12 protein-coding genes are annotated in these 20,429 nt (G+C 37.2%); 3 read left to right on the top strand and 9 right to left on the bottom strand.

Annotated features, from left to right (window positions below):
- Positions 1-82 precede the first annotated feature (82 nt).
- The 4 genes from FLUTA_RS07535 to FLUTA_RS07520 form a co-directional block, all read right to left on the bottom strand.
- The gene (locus FLUTA_RS07535) at positions 83-2,464 is read right to left on the bottom strand and encodes a T9SS type A sorting domain-containing protein (protein WP_013686267.1); all 2,382 of its coding nucleotides are present in this window, start codon (positions 2,462-2,464) and stop codon (positions 83-85) included.
- Positions 2,465-2,573: 109 nt separating this feature from the next.
- Positions 2,574-3,935 carry a DNA repair protein RadA gene (radA, locus tag FLUTA_RS07530; RefSeq protein WP_013686266.1) on the bottom strand — a complete coding sequence of 454 codons (1,362 nt, stop codon included), beginning with the start codon at positions 3,933-3,935 and terminating at the stop codon, positions 2,574-2,576.
- A 79-nt stretch (positions 3,936-4,014) separates the two neighbouring features.
- Positions 4,015-6,300 carry a T9SS type A sorting domain-containing protein gene (locus tag FLUTA_RS07525; RefSeq protein WP_013686265.1) on the bottom strand — a complete coding sequence of 762 codons (2,286 nt, stop codon included), beginning with the start codon at positions 6,298-6,300 and terminating at the stop codon, positions 4,015-4,017.
- 21 nt (positions 6,301-6,321) lie between these two features.
- Positions 6,322-6,936 (bottom strand): thioredoxin family protein, encoded by a 615-nt coding sequence (locus FLUTA_RS07520; protein ID WP_169312067.1) that lies wholly within the window; start codon positions 6,934-6,936, stop codon positions 6,322-6,324.
- Between the two features lie 86 nt (positions 6,937-7,022).
- Between FLUTA_RS07520 and FLUTA_RS07515 the strand changes: the two genes are divergently transcribed.
- Genes FLUTA_RS07515 through FLUTA_RS07505 form a run of 3 tightly spaced genes read left to right on the top strand, consistent with a single transcriptional unit; the run spans position 7,023 to position 12,456 of the window.
- Positions 7,023-8,240 carry a hypothetical protein gene (locus tag FLUTA_RS07515; protein WP_013686263.1) on the top strand — a complete coding sequence of 406 codons (1,218 nt, stop codon included), beginning with the start codon at positions 7,023-7,025 and terminating at the stop codon, positions 8,238-8,240.
- Complete coding sequence (locus FLUTA_RS07510) at positions 8,237-8,854, top strand: uridine kinase family protein (protein WP_013686262.1); 618 nt, start codon at positions 8,237-8,239, stop codon at positions 8,852-8,854. Before FLUTA_RS07515 ends, FLUTA_RS07510 begins: the two co-directional genes overlap by 4 nt.
- Positions 8,839-12,456 carry a sensor histidine kinase gene (locus FLUTA_RS07505; protein WP_013686261.1) on the top strand — a complete coding sequence of 1,206 codons (3,618 nt, stop codon included), beginning with the start codon at positions 8,839-8,841 and terminating at the stop codon, positions 12,454-12,456. The genes FLUTA_RS07510 and FLUTA_RS07505 overlap by 16 nt, the downstream gene beginning before the upstream one ends.
- 81 nt (positions 12,457-12,537) lie before the next feature.
- On the opposite strand, the gene FLUTA_RS07500 is transcribed toward FLUTA_RS07505, so the two are convergent.
- The 5 genes from FLUTA_RS07500 to FLUTA_RS07480 all read right to left on the bottom strand — a co-directional run bounded on the left by FLUTA_RS07500 (position 12,538) and on the right by FLUTA_RS07480 (position 20,413).
- Positions 12,538-14,466, bottom strand: coding sequence for a DUF2341 domain-containing protein (locus FLUTA_RS07500; protein WP_013686260.1), 1,929 nt, complete (start codon positions 14,464-14,466; stop codon positions 12,538-12,540).
- A 107-nt stretch (positions 14,467-14,573) separates the two neighbouring features.
- Entirely contained in the window at positions 14,574-16,358 is a 1,785-nt protein-coding gene (locus FLUTA_RS07495; RefSeq protein ID WP_013686259.1) for a PA domain-containing protein, read from the bottom strand.
- A gap of 208 nt (positions 16,359-16,566) precedes the next feature.
- Positions 16,567-17,331, bottom strand: a complete 765-nt coding sequence (locus FLUTA_RS07490) for a succinate dehydrogenase/fumarate reductase iron-sulfur subunit (protein WP_013686258.1) — start codon at positions 17,329-17,331, stop codon at positions 16,567-16,569.
- Positions 17,332-17,405: 74 nt separating this feature from the next.
- A complete protein-coding gene (locus tag FLUTA_RS07485; protein ID WP_013686257.1) occupies positions 17,406-19,418 on the bottom strand; it encodes a fumarate reductase/succinate dehydrogenase flavoprotein subunit in 2,013 nt (670 codons plus the stop codon).
- A gap of 20 nt (positions 19,419-19,438) precedes the next feature.
- The gene (locus FLUTA_RS07480; protein WP_013686256.1) at positions 19,439-20,413 is read right to left on the bottom strand and encodes a succinate dehydrogenase cytochrome b subunit; all 975 of its coding nucleotides are present in this window, start codon (positions 20,411-20,413) and stop codon (positions 19,439-19,441) included.
- Between the last annotated feature and the right edge of the window lie 16 nt (positions 20,414-20,429).

Raw genomic sequence — 20,429 nt, 5'->3', positions numbered from 1 at the left:
CTATTTAGTTAAAATAGTGATGGGAAAAAAAATCATTGCACCAAATAGGAACAATGATTTTTTAATTGTTTGAGTAATGTGATTATAGTTTAATTACACGTTTTGTAATTTTTGTGTCGTTCATTTTCAATTCTACCAAGTAAACACCAGCGTTTAATGAACTTAAATCAAGAACAGTGTTTGTTAGGTTACTTTGATTGGTTTGCATCAATTGCCCAGATAATGAAAGGATGTTATAAGTTACTTGTTCGTTTCCTTCTTGTACAAATGTCAATTTATCAGTTGTTGGATTTGGATACAATTGGATTGAATTCAAATAGCTTTTAGTAACACTATTCGATGAGTTTCCAGTTCCTTGTCCAGTTGAAAACTGTCCTCTTTCTCTGTTTGAACGAACGGTGTTAAAATCTTGCGCTTTTTCAGCTGAACAGTAATTTGTCAGCTCAAATTCAATCATGTAATCTAATCCAGGTGTTGAGAATGGTACACCATCATTGAAAGTTAATGTTGTATTAGAAACGGTTCCTGCCTCTTCCCATCCATCTGCATCTGTAAATCTCCAAACGATGTATTCTGCAAATGTTGTTCCTTGATATGCATTCCAATTGACAGTAACATTCGTTCCATTATTGTCAATTAAATCCAAATGAATGGTTCTGTGAGCTAAGCTTAAAGGACCTTCAACATTACATCCATTCACGGCACTCAATTTATAGCTCCAAGAACGTTCAATTGGTGAGGCGATCACATCATTGAAAATAGAAATATTATCCGCATTTACGGTATCGATCAAAATGTATTCACCTTGTGTGGATGTTTCACGATAAATGTTGTAGTATGCAATTCCGACTGGCTGAACTTTTTCCCATACAACCAAATTAGTAGTTGTAATGCTGTCTACTGTTACCACACAAATATCTTGTCTCAATGGCTTTACATTTGGAATGTTCCAGCCTTTAAGCGCTTTACACCCTGTATTTGCAACGATTGCAGTACAAACGTAGTTTGCAGCAGGAACGTTCAATAAGTCTTCTGTTGTTGCTCCGTTTGACCAAGAAATAGATTGTATAGGATCTGGTCCCCATGTCCAAACATCTGTAATGATTTTTCCATCGTTTCCTCCACAACTTGCAGATATTACGTCTCCAGAAATATTAGCACCACCATTTTCACTCAAATAAACTGGTTTTGCCATGATACAATTGTTTGCATCTTTAACTGTAGCTGAATAAACCCCAAATCCTACATTGGAATTGATGTCTCCTGTTGTACCATTTGACCAAGTAGTTGTGTAAGGACTTACTCCGCCAGAAATGTTGTTAACTTCAACCCCTCCATCAGATAAACCACATGTAGGATATGTGATTATCGATGTATTGAAATCAAGTTTAGTTGGTTGTGTAACTGAGATTGTTTTTGAAATTGCACAGTTGTTAGCATCTGTTGCGTACACAGTATATGTTCCAGCAGGTAATCCTGATACTGCTGTGCCAGTGTGACCAGATGACCAAATATAACTTACAGGTGTTGTTAAACCTGTCTGAGTAATCGTAATTGCTCCATTTGCTTGGCTATGACAAACAACGTTTGTGACGGTTTCATTGATGGAAACACCAGTTGGAGTGATAGAAAAAGCCGCAGTAGTAGAACAATGATTTGTATCCACATGATAATACATGTATTGTCCAGATGCTAAATTTGAAATGTTACTGGTTCCAGTGATACCGTTAGACCAACTTTGACTTAGTGTTGGTGCTCCGCCTGAAATATTCGCTACCGCTGTTCCCGTTGCGGCTCCGCAGGATGTAGGAGTGGTTGCAATATTAATTGTTGGTGATTCAAAAATTTTGATGTACAATCCGTCAGAGGCTCCACATCCGTTTTGCTGATAAGAATAGCTTACATAGGCTTCATCACCTGGATCGTAGCCTTCTTGTTCAGGGTTGAAAAATCCGTTTTCATAGGTTATTCCATCATAGCCAAATTCTCCTCCCTGTGGAGAAACAAATTGGTTCAAATCAACAGTTCCTTCAATTGTACAAATTTTTGGATTTGATACAACTGTAATTACGGGTGTTTCATTGACTGTAACAGTTGGAAGAGTAATAAATACGATGTCTGTTCCATCCGTAACTTCAAGCGTAATGACACAAGTTCCTGAGATCGTTGTTCCAGATTGCGAATAAAGATAGCTGTTTAGTAAACCAGAAGGTCCTGACATCCCTGCATATAATGAGGCATCTGGAATAACAGATTGATTAGAAGATGTCATGCTAATGATGGTTATCTCGTCACCGTCTACATCTGTTAGTTCAAAAGGAGTAAAGAGTTGAACTTCACTATCGTCGTTTGAACAAAGAGATTGATTAAGAATTGTGTTAGCAGTATTTAAAACTGGTGGTGTGTTTACAGCCAAAGTGGTGAAACAAAGTGAAATCATGAAGGTAAGTGATAACGCTTTCATATGTAGTGAATTATTTAGAAAGTCAAAATTAACTAATCTATTGCAATAGAAGTCATTGTAATAAGTATTTTCCTAGATAGAGTGTGTGACTAACAGAATATCAGTTGTTTTATGCGAATAAAGCTTTTAAAACTTCATCAATTCGAGCACAAGGAATCAGCTCAATTTTGAAATTGGACTGTTCTATTCCTTTGTTGTACTTTGAAATGATTATTTTTTCGAATCCCAATTTTTCTGCCTCTCGAATACGTTGATCAATGCGATTTACGGGTCTGATTTCTCCAGATAGTCCAACTTCGGCAGAACAGCAAATAGAGCGATTAATAGCAATGTCTGCATTACTGGATAAAACTGCTGCTACAACAGCTAAATCGATTGCTGGATCATCCACTCTAATTCCCCCTGTTATGTTTAAAAACACATCTTTGGCTCCAAGTTTAAATCCACAGCGTTTTTCCATGACTGCTAAAAGCATGTTTAACCTGCGTAAGTCAAATCCAGTGGATGAACGTTGAGGTGTTCCATAAGCCGCAGTGCTTACAAGTGCTTGAACTTCGATTAATAAAGGTCTTAATCCTTCCAATGTAGCTGCAATGGCAACGCCACTTAATCCAGAATCACCCGTAGAAATTAATATTTCTGAAGGGTTTTCAACCATTCGAAGTCCCGTTCCATTCATCTCGTAAATCCCTAATTCATTGGTGCTCCCAAATCTGTTTTTAACTCCGCGTAAAATTCGGTAAACGTGGTGTTGATCTCCTTCAAATTGAAGAACAGCGTCCACCATGTGCTCCAAAACTTTTGGTCCAGCAAGTGAGCCTTCTTTGGTAATGTGACCAATCAGAAAAACAGGAATTTCTGTCATTTTGGAATAGCGCAATAGTTGCGCGGTACATTCCCGAATTTGTGAAATACTTCCTGGGGCGCTTTCAATTTGTGAACTAAACAGCGTTTGAATGGAGTCAACAATTAATAATTCTGGAGTCGTTTCTTCTGCTTGTTTGAAGATGTTTTGAATATTTGTTTCGGTCAGAATAAAACAAGAATCGTTTTTTTGACCAATGCGATCAGCACGCATTTTTATCTGCTGCTCGCTTTCTTCTCCAGAAACGTATAGAACCCTTAATGTAGTTTGAACCGCTAATTGAAGCAGTAAAGTAGATTTTCCAATTCCTGGCTCACCTCCAAATAAAATCAAAGATCCTGGAACCAAGCCACCGCCCAAAACCCGGTTTATTTCGCTGTCTGGGAGGATTATTCTGCGCTGCCCGTTGGAAACAATTTCTTGTAAAACCTGTGCTTTTGCTGTTCTACCAGATGAGGTTGAAAAAGCGATAACTTGAGGTAATTGCTTCTCCACTAATTCTTCAACAAATGTATTCCATTCTCCGCAAGAAGGACATTTCCCGAGCCATTTTGGTGTTTCATAGCCACAATTTTGACAGAAAAACGCAGATTTAATTTTTGCCATTCAAGAATTTTGTTTCGAATTTAAAGTAAAAAACCCTGACATTTATAGTCAGGGTTTCACTATTATTTTCTTATGAACTTTATTTAACGATGAAGCTTTTTTGAGATGTTCCTTCACCACTTGTTAATCGGATGAAGTACATTCCTTTTGCAAGGTTGCTTGCTGGAACTACCATCGTGTTCAAATCAGATTCAAATGTTTGAATAATTTGACCTGTTGCATTTGTGATTTGTACATTTTTAATTCCTTCTGTAGAAATTTCGATAGTTAGATTATCACTGGTTGGATTTGGATACATTTTCCAAGAGTTAGAATAATCTTTTAATCCTGCTGTTGTGCTCACACACACGGTGTCAATGTGTGTTGATCCAAAATTTGCGTTTGAAGCAAGAAGTTGGGTTAGAACAACGTTGTTTTGATCCGTAATCGTATAAAACCCATTCGGACATAAATTTGCGGTCATTCCATCACCAGAAGCATCAGTCATTGTAAATTTATAACACCCATTGCTCAAACAGAAGTTACCAGTTGCATTTGTTGCCACACCAGGATTATACGTATAAGGCCCGCCTGAATAAAGCGTTGTTGAGCCAGACATATTTTGAAGAATCCATGAAATTTCATCTCCGTAACAATCCATTGTTAAATTCAATGTTATTGGTGTTCCGTTTGTAATAGTTGAAAATGAAGAAGTGATGGTATTATTCGATATGTTTTGATCTGTTGATGCATTTGGATTGGATACAATTGCATTGAAAACATAATTTCCACTAGTCAATGTTATAGTAGGAAGTATAATGATACTTGATTGATATTGATTCAATGATCCAGTCCAATTATAAACAAGATTTGTAGTTCCATCAAAACCATAGTTAATCGTTGCAGATGTGAGTGTAGTCGTTCCCGTATTTACAATGGTCACTTTCGGAGATACATCAGCAGAACAAATGCTTCCCGTAACACCTTGTGGATTTGACATAGCGGCATCAAGCGCAAGATTAGGTCCGTTGGGATTATACCCATCAACAACGCTAGCGCCAATATTGTTTGGATCTAGCCACGTTTTTAGATGGTTTGTACTATTACTTCCTGCAGGATTCCAAGAATTAATTAAACGGCCATAAAAGTCAGAACCATTTAAATTAGAACAAGAAGCTCCGCCTCCCCATAATTGACCAATTATTCGGTGGTTTTGATCAAACAATGGAGATCCAGAAGAAGCTGATTCGGTAGTTGTATTTCTATCCCATTTTACGGTCCATGTAGAGTTTGATTCTGTAGAACTCATTCCTTGAGAAATGACTAATGGATTGTCATCAAATGAGATTTTTTTGATGTCTCCTCTTGGGTGATGAATAGAAACGGCAGAAGTTGGAATAGCTCCTGTATTGTCCCATCCTGAGAAATAGGCATTATAACTAGCAGGAACGGTATTGTTTACCAAACCTCCAGTAATTTCTACCAAGCAAAAATCAGAAGGGGTTCTACGAGCTCTTAAAACAGATCCAGATAGGGAATTGAAATTTGTTGGAGAACTCCCTGGATTTGCACATCCTGTAGCTTGCCAATTGAAACGAAAAATCCAGCTTGCTGTGTTGGTATTACTGTTGTAGCAATGATTTGCAGTTAAAACATAAGGCTTTCCATCGTTTAATGTGTTGTTAATCAATGAGCCAGAACAAAAACCATTGCTTCCAGATACGAGCATTACAGCTCCATTGCGTTGATCTACCCAAGCAGCGCCATCTGCGCAGTTTACATTCATGTTACAAGAGCCAGCTTGACCAAAAGCTTTTGCTTGAAATTCGCCCGATGTGCGGTAACCGTGAGTTACTGTATTTACATTCAAAGTAGCCGCTTGTCCTACATTTTTTGCGGGAATGTAGTATTCTAGTATTGCTGTGTTTCCAGGTACTAATTCTGTTCCTAGATTTCCTTCATACAAATGGTAGGCTGTGAACTTACCAAGGATAAAAGACTTGTCCGGATTGAAAACATATAATTCGTTCCCCTCAGGAATAGTAACATTATCTAAAGTTAGATTAACCGTTAGTGCATTTTCGCACGTGATAATTAATTGCCAAATTTTCGCACCATTTGGAAGTGTATTCCAGGTGCCTGAATTCGTCATGTTTAGAGATGTGGAGTTGTTAAATCCAAATCTCCACGGAGCATTTCCTGTTTTGTCTGTTACTTCATCTTCAGCTCTTAATGCGGAAATATCGGGTTCTGAAAAGAATTTTTTATCAACGTATTTCATGGAGTGAGTCGACTTCCCGCCTTTTGGAAGTCCTCCATCACCTTGCTGTGCAACTAACGATAAGGAGAGAGTTAGAAGAGCACACGTGAGTAGTTTTTTGTTCATGTGTTTATTATTTTGGAGAGTTTACTTTTTTACGCGTTTTATACTGCAGCCTCTAGGTGGTGTTGAGTTTAGTTCGATGGGTTTGTTGGCTACTTTGGACTCAATGGCAATTCTCAGATAATTTTCATCCGATTTTCTTTTGCTATCTACCTTGTTATCAATTGCTCCCGTATAGATTAACTCCATTTTTTCATTAATCAGATATACATGTGGAGTTGTTCTAGCTCCAAAAGCATCGGCCAATTCTGAATTTTTATCTAATAAATACGGCATGGTATATCCTTTTTCTTTCGCACGATTTTTCATTGCTTCGAGGGAATCGTCATTGTCTCTTTTACCCTCATTGGAGTTAATCAAAACCATTTTGAATCCATTTTCTTGAGCGAATTTGTTTAGTTCAACGTATTGCTTTTCCCATCCCTCAAAACTATCGCTTCCAACAACGAAAGGACAGGTGTTACAGGAGAAAACGACCAAAACACCATTGGTGGCCGAAACTCCTTTGAGGCTCATCATTTTTCCATCGATATTTACCAATTCTTTTTCTGTTAGCGGTACAGCTTCACCCAAAGGAAGTGATTTAACCTCTTCTTGTTGTGAAAATCCAAGGCTTGAAAATAGGAGAGATAAACCCACTAAAGAGTTTTTAAATACACAAGAGAATGTCATAATTAGCTAAAATAATTTTACATTTATCTTGCAATTTACGCTTTATTCCCAATATGAAAAAATCTTTAAGTATACTTTTTGTGCTTTTTAGCATTTATATTTCTGCACAAGAATTTCAAATTCCACCCATCAAACAGCCTTATTATGAAATCATTGAATGGAAAGGGATTGGCGCTTTAGCTTTAAGTAGAGATTTAACTCTAACTCAAAAACAGGTTGATATTACGATGGTTTCTGGTGAAGCAAAGAGTTCTTGGCAACAAGTCTATAACCCAATGGCTAAGGAAACTTATTTTATCTCAGAGGATGGTGGAAAATACGCCTATTTCTTGGAAAACCTAGAACTAAAAGACAATAAGGTTTTTATTCATCAATTGAGTGCAGCAGGGAATATTAAGGTAATGAACCTTGATTTTTTGTCCACATTAAAACGATTGGGTAGCTATAGCCCGTCTGATTTGTATTTAACGGATATTATTACAACCGAAAAAGCGCTTCTTTGGATGTTTAGACACAGAGATAAAGAGAAATTGACAACAATTGCTGTTTCGATGACACATCATAATTTCAATATGTATGCTTTTATTGTAGCGGAAAATGTCATAAGTTCTTCCAAAGTTGAAGATCAAATAGCTTGGTACATTGCTGGTGAAAAGGCGGAAAATATCTTGTTTGCTGCTCGTTTGCATGCTGGAAAAGAAGCAGGTTGGAAGGTAAAAGAATTTAATCCGAAAGGAATACAGGTATCTGAAACGGTTTTGGAACAGAAAGGAACTAATTTTGTAGCACATTCACGGGTTGGATTTGGTCGTAGAGGAAGCGCATTACTAAAAAGAAGTGAGCCGAATGAAAAAGGAACTCTTTTGTATGCAGATGGTGCTTATTATGTTGGTGGAATAGAGATGAATGGGGCGACAGCAAATTTGGTGAGTTATAAATTGGAGAACAAGGTTTGGACGAAATCCTGTGTTTCTGCTTGTACAATTTACAATGCGAAGAAGGATTTAGAAGTAGGGTGTTTTAGAATGAGTGAGGGAATAGGTTGGTATGTGAATTCTTCAAAATCAGAAGGTCATTTTCATCCTTTTGGCTTTAATCCTACTGGAATTGTTTCAGGAATAATCGATCAAGCAACTTCAAATCCAAGTCGTTTGCTTACCGCAGAATTTCCAAGTAAATTTGTGGTTGAATTAGATGTAAAATGGTTGGTTTGCGATCCCAAACAATTTCCAACCAAAACAGGATTAAACTTCGAATATAAGCAAAAATGATAATTGGTATTTGTGGAGGTAGTGGCTCTGGAAAAACAACACTTTTAAAACGATTAGCCTCTTTTTATGGTGAGCTTCACCCAACGGTGTTTTCCATGGATAATTATTACCGACCAATTGATGAACAGCATTTAGATAGTAATGGTGAAGTTAATTTTGATTTACCTTCAGCTTTAGATAAAGAACGATTAGTTTCAGATTTACAAGAATTGAAGAATGGAAATCCGATTGAAGTCAAAGAATATCATTTCAATGCCCCGCCGAATAAAAATGTCTTAATTACATTGGATCCATCTCCAATTATTATTGTTGAAGGATTGTTTTTGTTTCATTACACAGAAGTAAATCAGTTATTAGACTTTTCTGTTTTTATGGATGTTGATCCCAATGTGCAATTGGATAGAAGACTTTATAGAGATCAGGAAACAAGGGGTTATTCACGAGAAGCCATTATTTATCAATGGAATAATCATGTAACGCCATGTTATCAACAGTATTTAGAACCATATGTGCGGTTGGCAGATTTTGTGTTTAAAAATGATCAGCGATCTGATTTTGAATTTGAACGACTAATTCAATGCCTAAGCCCTAAATTGCTATGTTTAAAAGAGTAATTCAGTTTTTGGCAAGAAGAGGGTATGTGCTTATTTTGAGTGCTTGTTGCTTGCTATTAATTGGCTTGTTTTTTAAAGTTAAAGAGGATCAACCAAGAAATTTGAAGAAATTTCAGACGGTTTTTCTTTCGCAAATTCAGCTTGCTAATAAGCAGCTAAACGACCTTTCATCAGATTGGAAGTCTTTGAATAAATCAGATTTCTCGCGAAAATATACGAATTTAGACAACACCCTTTTTGTTCACGTTTATCAGAGTGATTCACTCATATATTGGAATACTAATAAGTGTCCAATTAACCGTTTTGCAGATTTACATTTTCCAGTAAATGGTGCTGTGCAGCTTCAAAATGGATGGTATTATTCCGTTTTAAGGAAGGTAAACAAAATGACGTATGTGGTTACTTTTGGAATCAAACGGGTGTTTCCTATTCAAAATGATCAATTAAAAAATTATTTTTTTCATCCTTTTCCAGCTATTTCAGGAACAATTTCTCTTGTTTCGACTGAAAATGAGTCCATATATGATGAAAATGGAGATTCTGTTTTTAGTATTACAAATGAGGATTCATTGGAAGATAATCAATCCATTTTGGGGGTTATTTTTTTGGATCTTTTAATCATTTTCTTCTTAATTGGTTACAAGATTGCTTCAGGAGTGAGGAAAAGTAAGTTTCAACTTCTTTTTATTCTGGCGGTCGTTTTTGTGCGTGTCGCTGCCTTAAAATTGGATTGGTTTTATTGGATGGAAGACACCGATTTATTTGATCCAGGTTTAATGGCATTAAATAGTTGGATTCCCAATTTGGGTGAGATGCTTGTTTGGTTTTTCTGTTTACTCCTGATTTTCCCCGTTTTATTAAAGTTTCTTTCAGAAAAATCAAGCAGTTTTTTAACGGTCGTTTTGTTGACGATGATTCCCGTTTGGATCATGATTTATCCGCAATTGATTAAATTAATTATAGTCAATTCAACCATTCCCATTCATTTAAGCGAAGTGCTAAAATTGAATGTGTTTTCAATTGTTTTTATTTTGGTGATTGCGATCAGTTCTTTGTTTCTGATTCAATTATTCCTACTAACCTTTCATAAGTGGAAAATTCAAGCACCATCAAAACTGAAACAAATTGGAATTTTGACAATCCTTTTGTCTGCTGTAATTATTGCCAATGAGTGGATTTTTAGATTGCATGGATTCTGGATAATTTGGATGTTTTTGTTCGTTTTCACGACATTTTTTATTGTTTTTTACCGAGAATCTAAGTGGAATTTTACACTTTACTTATTGGCAATCTTCTTGATTTCTTTTGGAATAACCATGAATTTGGAAATGGAGGCCAAGAAAAAAGAACGGGAAGAACGGCTCCTTTTTGCAAATCAGTTGGCAGATGATCGAGATATCAATGCGGAAGTTGATTTCACGAAAGCAAAAGCAAAATTAATTGCCGAACCCTTTCTAAAACGACTATTTGATCACACTACAAAGCCTAGCTTTTCGGAATTAAAGGAAGCCATGGAATACCAAGTTTTCAATGGATATTGGGATAGATTTGATGTCGATTGTTATTATTATCTGCAAGATAGTTCTGGTTTAAGATTGAATGGTATGTATATGCGTCAATTGAAAGAATTGATTGAAAGGCATGGTGTTCGTTCCGAAATAGATACTAGTTTGTATTACGTAAAGGATTATACGAGTCAGTTTAACTACGTTTTTTACCTGCCAATTGAACGAAATGGGGTAAAGGTGGACTTTTTTGGAACCATGAAATCCAAACGAATTCCAGAGAAAATTGGTTTCCCAAGACTGTTGATCTCAAAACAAACTGCCGTTTTTGAATCCTTGGAGCGTTATTCCATTGCGAAATATTTTAACAATCAGTTGGTTTTGAATTATGGTTCTTATAGTTATCCAACGAGCTTGCGGATTTTTGGTGATGATAAATCGAGTGGAGATCATTGGTATATAAAAAATGGATTTGAGCATTTGATTTTTAAGAAATCTAAAACAGATGCCATTATTCTGAGTAAACCAGTTACTTCTTGGTTGTCTTATCTGACAACAACGTCTATTTTGTTGGTGAGTTTTGGATCTATTTGGGCACTTATTTTGTTTGTAAGACGAATGAATCAGATTCGTGTTGCGAACGGAGTTTCAATGATTACGAAGATTCAATTGGTGCTTATTTCACTCATTGTTGTTTCGTTGGCTGGATTTAGTATTGCAAGTTCTACCATGTTGACGGGTCAATACCGTTCGTATTCTAAAGATTTAATACGTGAAAAGGTAAAATCGGTGATGAACGATATAAATTTGCGGCAACGATTCACGTCTGAAAAGTTTAGCGAAAAGAATCAGGAGGGGTTAGATTATCAATTAAGACGTTGGTCAAAAGTGTTTTTAGCAGACATCAATTTGTATCAATCAGATGGGGTTTTGGCTGGAGCTTCGCGCACAAAAATTTACAAATTGGGTCTATTGAGTGAACAGATGAATCCAGCGGCTTTGCTCGAACTGCAATTTAACAAGAAATCGGAATTTATTCACGAGGAGAATATTGGTTCCTTGGTTTATCTTTCAGGTTATGTGCCTGTTTTTGATCATGAAAATGAACTGCTTGGATACTTGAATATTCTTCATTTTGATCAACGAAATGCCTTTGAAGACCAATTAAAACAGTTTTTCGTAGCAATTTTGAATGTGTTTATGCTTTTATTGGTTTTGTCGATCTTAACGGCATTACTCGTTTCTTCTTGGTTGACAGGGCCATTAATGTTGCTCCGAAAGAGTTTTTCTGAAATTGAGTTTGGTAAAAGCAATGCGCCAATTAATTACAAAGCTCAAGATGAAATTGGTTCTCTTGTGGCTCAATACAACCATAAATTAAATGAATTGGCAGATGCGGCGGCAAGGCTCGCTCAATCTGAAAGAGAAAGTGCATGGCGAGAAATGGCTAAGCAAGTTGCGCATGAAATTAAAAATCCTTTAACACCCATGAAATTGAGTGTTCAACATTTGCAACGTGTTTTTGATCCGAATGACCCGAAAGCAGCAGAACGTATTGAACGTGTTACCAATTCATTGATTGAACAAATCGATGCTTTGACAAGTATTGCAAACGAATTTTCCAATTTCGCAAAACTTCCCCAGCCAATTATGACAGAAGTTGATATTCTTGAGCTTTTGAATGCTGTGGCGGCGTTATTTGATGGAGATGGGAAAATACATGTGCAGGTACAATTAAACACAACAGAACAGCTAATCATCCCTGCTGATAAAGAAATGATTCTTCGTGTACTTAACAATTTGGTGTCAAATGGAATTCAAGCTGCTTCAATAACTTCAGAATCACACATTGGTTTGTCCATTGATGCGAATGAGGATTTTGTTTTTATTCGGGTAAGAGATAATGGAACTGGAATAGCAGAAGATCAAATTCAGACGATATTTGAACCGTATTTTACCACTAAATCAACTGGAACAGGTTTGGGTTTAGCGATGGTGAAGCAAATTGTAGAAACGCACCACGGGTCGATTGAAATAGAGAACACTTCTCCAGAAGGAACGACTGTTCTTGTTACGCTTCCGAGAATGGAGGATTGATTGAGTTTCAGGAAATTATCAATTATCAAGGGTTCAACATGATCTCTTCTTGATAATTTCCTGAAACTTTTGAATGTTTATTTACTGGATCACAAATCGAATCACTTTAGTTTTAGACTGCAAATAATAGATTCCTGCACCTAAATCCTCAAGGTTTATTTGCTTGATTTTCCCCGCTATAATCATTTCTTTGTGAACACGATTTCCAATTGCATCAAGAATTACTAATTCTTGCGTTTCGGAAGATTCAATTGTTAAATTTCCGCTAGTTGGATTGGGATACAAGGAGATGTTTTCAATTTCATCCAATTCTTCTAATCCAACGGTTGTTATTGAAATACAGTTTGAAAGTGTTGAACAAGATCCGATCGTTGTTATTACAGCATAAATGCCATTTTGTGTTGCCTCGTAGAAAGAACTCGTTGCACCTGTGATTGGGGAGTTTCCATTTGTACAATTTACCCATTGGTATCCAGTTCCGCCAACGTCAGCAACCAAGGTTAGTCCAATTTGTTGAATTTCAGAATCAATCTCTTCTTGAAAAGTTAATTCCGTAGTGATAATACTATCACAGTTGGAAATTCCTGAAAGTGTATCAATATAGGTTCCATTTAGAGCATATGTGTGATTTCCGATAGAATAACTTTCTCCAAAACATTTGTGGATTAATTGAGTTCTGTAAACGGGAACGTTGAATATAATTTGAATCGAATCTATACTATGACATCCGTAATTATTTGTGGTTTGAACGTGGTATGTAGTGGTTATTTGCGGAGAAACAACCAACGAATCTTCTGTTGAGTTATCATCCCAAATCACATCGTAAATAGGATTAACTGTTAGTTCTGACCATTCTCCATCGCAAAGAATTGTTGAAGAGGCTTGCAAATTTGAAACAGGTAAACTTCCAACATTGATTGTTATGGAATCTATTCGGGAAAAGCCGCATGCGTCTGTAACAGTAACATGATATTCCAATGTGTCGGAAGTGTAACTAATTGGTTGAAGAATAGTATCATTTGTTAAATCGGTTCCCATCCATTGGACCTCGAATGGTGCTTGTCCTCCAAGGAGCTCTAAGTTCAACGCGGAAGAATCATTCAAACAAATAAGTTGATCGTCAGGCATTCTGGTTTTGAAATGACCGAATTCATAAGTTGGACTTGGGCTTACATTGGTTTTAGAGTAGTACCAAAAATCAGGAACGCCATAATGAATATCGTTCAAATAATTGGTTGGAAACGTATTTTGATCACAGCCGTTGCAATAACGCATATCAAGATATGTCAAGTGTTGACCAATTTGAGAGCTGGTTCCAAAATAGTATCCATCTGTACTTGTTTGGTACATTTCTAATAGGTATTGTGTTCCTTGAATTAACCAAATAGGTGATGGAATGTCTTGATATGAATATTGTCCAGCAGGTCCTGTTATTTGTCTTTGTAAGATAATCGCTTGTGTTGTATTATCAAATAGGGTGATGTAACGAGTTGTTCCAGTTGGCTCTCTTTTGCCAAAAGCAGTTACTAAAATATCTTCATTCGGGTAGAAACGAAAACCACGTTGACTATCTCCAACTCCTCCAGCACCCCCATTAGAAACACTGTCTGTTGAAGAATGAGGTCCAACGAAAGTTCCGTTAATTGCAGATAGTGCAGTTGCAGAAGCATTTCCATAGTTCAAATAAATGGTTTTGCCCCCATTTGCCGGGATGGTGTCTATTTTTACCCAAATTTGAGTAGAAGTGGTATTGATACCTGATTCAATCCAGTAATTCAAAAGATCACCTCCATTGCATTTGCTTGAAAAACGGATGTCATCTCCAGTTGCTAACATTTCTCCATTTAAAATGGGAGTTTGCGTATCGATAGTAAGCTTTAATTGATAGTTAGTGATTGTATTTCCTGAATGTTCCAAAATTGTGATTGGGTCACTGTGGTTCCAACCAGTAATTTGTGATAATCCGGTAAAGCTGATAATGAGTGTAAAAAGAATCAGTGAATATTTCATAAGTGCTATTTTTTGCGAAGTTAGTAATCAAATCGCATAGCTACTTAAAGATAGGGCATAAAAAAACCGAGGGTTAACCCTCGGTTTTCAATCAATTTTAACTTTGATTATTTAGATACAACCACATTGAAGCGGCTAGTAGTACCATTTGAATAATCTAATGTGAATACGTAACTTCCACTATTCATTCCTTCAACTGAAGTTTGGAATTCACCATTTTCAATTGTTACTGCTTGAGTAGAAACGAGACGACCAGCCATATCAACAATTTTCAATGTTGCATCACCAGCAGCTTTTACTTTTACAGTGATGACTTCTTTCGCAGGAACTGGGAATGCAGAAGCATTCACTAATTCGTTTTCATCCACACTAAGAGTAGCACCTGTTCTAATTGCTATGGAAGCCGAGATACTGAAACCTTGTGGTGTCCATGTAGTTGAGTTATTACGGAATGGGAAGCGAATTAAATTATCTGCTTTGATCGCATAATCATAATAATCTTCTGTACTGAAAGCCATATATAATTTTGGTATGTAGCTCGAGATACATAATAAATAATCTTGATTATTCAGAAAACGGTATGGTCCATTGTTAATTGGAATAAATACTGTTGCTTCTTCCAATGCATCTGCAGGCTCTGGATAGTTGTAAGTACCATTAGCCACCTCATTGATTGCACTAAATGTTCCAGATGCAATTGTTTTATTATTGTCATTCCAAGTATACAAAGACCAAGACACTTCAAAACCATCAAGTGTGATTAATGTATCTTCTGATGCAGTACCAGGAACCAATCCACCAAAATAGACACCATCCATTGCAACTCTGCTTGCATTAGGGTCTTTTAAAGTAATACACGTTTCAAATGTACCAGTAGGAGGTGTTGTAGCACGATAGAAACCGTCTTTTGCAACTACTTTACCTGGAGCTGCATCCAAACGAACCAATGACCAAAGCGAATCACTAATGCTGAAATAGTTAGTAGACGTATTGTCACCCAAAAACTCATCTGTTCCAGTTAATGCAAGTGAATACGTTAATTCGTAATTCCCTACAGCATAAGATGCACTTGAAAATGTAGGAGTTGTCATAAATACGGAATCTCCAGATATGATATCTCTGGGAGTAGATACTTCTGTATAAATAGAAGTACCGTTACGTTTAATAGTAGTAGTTAAAAGAACATTTGTTTGGTCGTTACTACCATTATTGTAAACCCATGTTCCAGGATTTAAAGAAAACTCAGAAGCATTTTGTGTTAAAGCAACTGGTTTTGAACCAAAACGAGCTCGAACACAATTGTTGTCAAATGTTGTGACGTCATCACCATAATAACCAGATTTATCGCCAATCAATACAACAACAGGTACATTATTCGTAAGTTGATTTAAAATCCCTTGTCCTGCAGCTAAATTAATCATGATTACAGGAATTGTAACTAATGATCCATCTGTTGTAGGTGTTTGTGATCCAGGGCTCATTGCTAATGTCGTTGCATCGCGATTAACAATGATTACAGCAACTGCACCTGCTTGTTGACATTTCAATGCCTTTGTACCAAATTCACACGCTCCAATTCCTGGAGTACCTCCATCACCACGGAATACTAACGCTACTTTTCCAGCTAAACTATTCGCAGGTAAAGTATTACATCCTGTTGCAGATGCAGGATTTCCTTGAGCGTTAACTCCATTTGTTGTTAAATCATCTGCTAGTTTAACGGTGTCAATGAGTAGATAACCGTTTAGGTTTGGTAGCCCCCAACCGGTTCCGGTTGTGCTAAAATCATAAAATCCTTCGATAGCGACTGGAGCTTCAACTGAGAATATCACTTGTGACATTGCAGATGAACCTACCAACCCTAACGCAAGGGAAAGTAAAAGTTTTTTCATAACATGAGTAAATTAAAGATGTGCTAATATATAGAATTATTAAGAAAAGAAAAAATATATGTTAATTAAGAGCTTGTTTAGGTGGAAATTAGTGTGGTAGTGTTAAAAATAAAACTTTTTATTTTGTGTTTTTCTCTGATTTAGTTACTCTAAATAAAAAAAGGAACTCAAATTCTGAGTTCCTTTTTTGTAAGTTGTATAGATTATTTTACTCTGCCGAAACCATTGCAACCAAATATTCGCGGTTCATGCGTGCAATGTTCTCCAAAGAAATCTCTTTCGGACATTCAACAGCACAAGCACCTGTGTTGGTACAGTTTCCGAATCCTTCTTCGTCCATTTGTTTGACCATGTTTAAAACACGTTGCTGAGCTTCAACCTGCCCTTGCGGCAACAATGCCAATTGGGATACTTTCGCAGAAACGAACAACATCGCAGAAGCGTTCTTACAGCTTGCAACACAAGCTCCACAACCAATACAAGTTGCTGCTTCAAATGCTTTGTCAGCTTCCGCTTTTCCGATTGGAATAGCATTTGCATCCATGGTACGTCCAGAAGTGTTTACAGAAACGAACCCTCCTGCTTGTTGGATACGATCAAATGCTGAACGGTCAACAACCAAATCTTTGATTACTGGGAATGCTTTTGCTCTCCAAGGTTCTACATAAATAGTTTCACCGTCTTTGAATTTACGCATGTGCAACTGACAAGTTGTAACTGCGCGGTCTGGACCATGAGCTTCTCCGTTGATGTACAATGAACACATTCCGCAGATTCCTTCACGGCAATCGTGGTCAAATGCGATTGGTTCTTGACGATCGTTCACTAATTGCTCGTTCAATTGATCCAACATTTCTAAGAATGAACTATCCGTTGAAACGTTGTCCAATTTGTATGTTTCCATACTTCCTTTTGAATTCACGTTCTTTTGACGCCAAATCTTCAGGTTTATATTTATTGTTTTTGATGCCATCTCTCAATATTTATGTTTCGATTGGGATTTGATAGGGACGCAATGCTTTGCGTCCCTATCAAACCCATCTTCAATTATTTATAATTTCTTGCAGCGATTTTGATGTACTCGTAGTTCAATACTTCTTTGTGTAACTCGGATTGATTAATGTCCATTCCGTTGTACTCCCATGCTCCAACGAAGTTGAAGTTTTCGTCGTCACGTAAAGTTTCACCTTCTGCATCTTGATATTCTTCACGGAAGTGTCCACCACAAGATTCGTTACGTTGTAGAGCGTCTCTTGCCATCAATTGACCCAATTCCATGAAGTCAGCTACGCGAAGTGCTTTCTCCAATTCCGGATTCAATTCATTTGCATCACCTGGAACGTAAACTTCTTTGTAAAACTCTTCACGCAATGCTGCAATTTCTGAAATAGCTTCTGTCAATCCTTGTACGTTTCTTCCCATACCTACTTTGTTCCACATAATGTGACCCAAACGTTTGTGGAAATGATCAACAGTTTTTGATCCGTTGTTCGTTAAGAATTTTGAAATCAAATCCTTCACGTGGTTTTCTGCTTCTTCGAATTCAGGTGAATCAGTAGAAATTTTCCCCGTACGGATATCACCAGCCAAATAATCGGAAACAGTGTATGGCAATACGAAATATCCATCTGCCAATCCTTGCATCAAAGCAGAAGCTCCTAAACGGTTTGCACCGTGATCTGAGAAATTTGCTTCACCAGCAACGAAACAACCTGGGATTGTTGATTGTAAGTTGTAATCAACCCAAACACCACCCATCGTGTAGTGAACTGCTGGATAAATTTTCATTGGAGTTTCATACGGGTTCTCATCTGTAATTTTTTCATACATCTGGAACAAGTTTCCGTATTTCTCTTCTACCCATTTTTTACCCAATTTGATAATTTCCTCTTCACTAGGATTGTGGTTTCCTGAAGTAAGAGCAGCTTGTTTTCCTTTTGCTTTAATCTCAGCTGAGAAATCCAAATAAACACCTTCCATGGTGTCGTTTGCTTCAATTCCAAATCCTGCGTCACAACGCTCTTTTGCTGCGCGTGAAGCTACATCACGTGGAACTAAGTTTCCAAATGCTGGGTAACGGCGTTCCAAGTAATAATCTCTATCTTCTTCCGCAATTTCTGTTGGTCTCATTTGTCCAGCGCGAATTGCTTCTGCATCTTCTTTTTTCTTCGGTACCCAAATACGACCAGAATTTCGCAATGACTCTGACATCAAGGTCAATTTCGATTGGTTCGTTCCGTGAACAGGAATACATGTTGGGTGAATTTGTACGTAACATGGATTAGCGAAGTAAGCTCCACGTTTGTGTGCTTTCCAAGCTGCTGTTACGTTAGATCCCATTGCATTGGTAGAAAGGAAGTAAACGTTTCCGTAACCACCCGTACAAAGAATTACAGCGTGAGCTGAATGACGTTCAATTTCACCAGTAATTAAGTTACGAGCAATGATTCCACGTGCTTTTCCGTCTACTTTCACTAAATCCAACATCTCATGGCGGTTGTACATTTGTACATTCCCTAATCCAATTTGACGTGAAATAGCGGAATACGCTCCCAACAATAATTGTTGTCCTGTTTGTCCTGCTGCGTAGAAAGTACGTTGAACTTGTGTACCACCGAATGAACGGTTATCCAACAAACCTCCATATTCGCGTGCAAATGGAACACCTTGAGCAACACATTGGTCAATGATATTTCCAGAAACCTCTGCTAAACGGTGAACGTTTGCTTCACGAGCACGGTAGTCACCACCTTTGATTGTATCGTAGAACAAACGGAAAATAGAATCTCCGTCATTTTGGTAGTTTTTTGCTGCATTGATACCACCTTGAGCTGCAATAGAATGCGCACGACGTGGAGAATCTTGGAAACAAAATGCTTTCACATTGTATCCCATTTCTCCAAGAGAGGCTGCTGCTGCTGCTCCTGCCAAACCTGTTCCAACAACAATTACGTCAATTTTCGGACGATTGTTTGGAGCAACTAAGCGCAAGTGGTCTTTGTAGTCGGTCCATTTTTGTGAAATGTGACCTTCTGGTATTTTTGAATCTAGAATAGACATAGAGTACTTTTTTGAATGTGTTATCTATTTAAATAAATGAGTACTGGAATAATCGCAAAGAGCAAAGGAACAACGATTGCGAAAGCTTTACCAGTAAACGTAATCACCCCATTGTATTTTTGATGGTTGAGCCCCAATGATTGGAAAGAAGAAGCAAATCCGTGCCACAAGTGGAACATCAATACCAACATGGAGATAACATAACCAATAACTGCCCAAAGTGCGTATTCGTTTGTTGGAAGACCTTGTTCAGAATGACCGAAGAAGTTCATCACCACGGTATGTAAATCTTTGTATCCTTGAGCAGCTTTCAAGTTTGTGGAAGTCTCGATTAAATCATCGTGCTCACCAACTTTGAAACGTTTCGCTTCAGCAAGTGTTTTAGTGACATTTGTAAGTTGACCATTTTTGATAGTAACATACGCTTTTTCTGGTTTGAAATACCCGTAATCTGCTTCGTATGTTCCATTCGTTGTCAAATAGTAAGTCACATCAAATGTTCCCATCATTGGCTGACCTGACATTGGGTCTTGGCCAATAGGCATTGTGATTGGTCTTTCAACGGTATGCAAAGCAACTGTTTCAGCTACTTTTTGCTTGTACCAAAAATTTGCCATGTGTGTACAAATAAACACCAAGATAATTGTTCCCAAAACAGCCATGTTACGAGAAGCAGTTCCTGAGTTCGTGTTTGGTTTGTTGTAAGCATAGTTTTGCGGACGCGCTTTTTTGTTTTGTACAGCTAAGTACAATCCAATAATAGCATGTGCTAAAATAGAAGCATAAGTAACATAAGCCAAAATCTTGATAAAGATGTTGTGGCCCATGAAGTAAGCGTACTCATTGAATGCACGTCTACCTTCTTCTCCTGTCTTAGTAATTAGTTGCATGTTTCCAAGCAAGTGTCCAACGAGAAAGGTTATTAGGAAAAGCCCAGTAAGTGCCATCCAATACTTCTTTGCTAATGAGGACGTAAATATTCCAGATTTACTCATAGTATTTTAAAAAATG

The organism is Fluviicola taffensis DSM 16823 (assembly GCF_000194605.1).
GTDB classification, from domain to species: domain Bacteria; phylum Bacteroidota; class Bacteroidia; order Flavobacteriales_D; family Crocinitomicaceae; genus Fluviicola; species Fluviicola taffensis.
Note: the sequence above shows the minus strand (reverse complement) of the source record. Positions and strands in the feature narration are given on the sequence as shown.